Annotated in this window: 1 protein-coding gene; it reads left to right on the top strand. The window is 64.6% G+C overall.

The features are described 5' to 3' along the window. Positions 1–2 precede the first annotated feature (2 nt). Positions 3–1,755, top strand: a 1,753-nt coding sequence (locus tag IE061_RS17870; protein WP_230478503.1) for a type VI secretion system Vgr family protein, incomplete at its 3' end; no start/stop codon positions are given.

The raw sequence follows: 1,755 nt of genomic DNA, 5'->3' as shown, positions 1-1,755 counted from the left end.
CCGTGATCGACTTCACCCACCGTGAAGCCCTCTCCCAGCCCTTCGAACTGGCCCTCAACCTGGCCAGCCGCGACGGCAGCCTCGATGCCGCCGAGTTACTCGACCGCGAGGCGAGCCTCACCCTGTGGCAAGACGGCCAGCCGCTGCGCACACTTCATGGCATCGTCAGTGCGTTTGGCCGGGGCGATCGGGGCCACCGCCGCACCTTCTATACCCTGGTGCTGCGCCCCGCCCTGTGGCGCCTCTCTCTGCGTCAGAACTCGCGCATCTTCCAGCAGGTCGACCCGCTCACCATCATTAATACCCTGTGCGACGAGCGGGGTATTACCGATGTGCGCTTTGCCGTAACCCGCGAGCCGGAAAACCGCGAATACTGCGTGCAGTACCGCGAGACCGACCTGGCCTTCATCGAGCGCCTGGCCGCCGAAGAGGGGCTGTTCTACTTCCATGAATTTGACGACAACAGCCATCACCTGGTCTTCGCCGATGACCCCAGCGTGCTGACCAGCGTGGGTGAACGCCCCTACAACAGCCGTGCCGGTGGCACTGCCCCCCAGCGCCATGTGCGCAAGCTGCGCCACACCGCTCGGGTAGCCACCGCCTCGGCCACCCTCAAGGACTACAGCTTCAAGACCCCCGCCTATGCCCAGCTCCACGAGCATCAGGGCCGCGACGTGGAAGCCCACGGCCAGCGGGACGACTACGAACACTACGACTACCCCGGCCGCTACAAGCAGGACGCCTCCGGCAAGCCCTTCAGCCGCATTCGCCTGGAACAGCTGCGCCGCGAAGCGCTCACCGCCCGCGCCGACAGCGACCTGCCCGAACTCGCCCCCGGGGTTCGCTTCACTCTCACCGACCACGACACCGACACCTTGAACCGCGACTGGCAAGCCATCGACGTGGTGCATTACGGTGAGCAGCCCCAGGCCCTGGAAGAGGATGGCGTGCTTCTTGGTGGAGAGTCTCAGGGCGATGCCAACGGCATGACCCGCTACTACAACCAGGTCACCCTCATCCCCGGCGACGCCCCCTGGCGCGCCACCGCCAACCCCAAACCGCGGGTAGACGGCCCCCAGGTGGCCTTCGTGGTCGGCCCGGAAGGCGAAGAGATCCACTGCGACGAACATGGCCGGGTCAAAGTGCAGTTCCCCTGGGACCGCTACGCCGAACCCAACGACACCGCCAGCTGCTGGGTCCGCGTCGCCCAGGGCTGGGCCGGGGGCGGATACGGCAGCATCGCCATTCCCCGCATTGGCCACGAAGTGATCGTCTCGTTCCTGGAAGGCGACCCGGATCAACCGCTGGTCACCGGGCGCACCTATCACGCCGTCAATACGGCTCCTTACCCACTGCCGGAACACAAAACGCGCACCGTTATCCGCACCCAGAGCCACAAGGCGGAAGGCTTCAACGAACTGCGCTTCGAAGACGAAGCGGGCGAAGAGCAGATCTGGCTCCACGCCCAGAAAGATTTAGAGCTGCTCACCCTTAACGACCGCACCGAAGAGATCCGCCACGATAGCTTCTTGAAAGTTCAGAACGACCGCATCAGCGAGATCGGTAACGACGACCATCACACGGTACACGGCAACCGCTTCGAGCACACCGAAGGGCAGCAGCACCTCACCATAGACGGCACGCTGCATATCAAGGCTGGGCAGGCCTGGCTCAGTGAAAGTGGCCGAGAGCTGCACATCAAGGCAGGCCACAAGGTGGTGCTGGAAGCCAGCGACGAACTCACCCTGAACGCCG

The organism is Vreelandella hamiltonii (genome assembly GCF_014651795.1).
In the GTDB taxonomy this organism is placed as follows: Bacteria; Pseudomonadota; Gammaproteobacteria; order Pseudomonadales; family Halomonadaceae; genus Vreelandella; species Vreelandella hamiltonii.
This window is presented reverse-complemented; position numbering and strand designations above follow the sequence as displayed.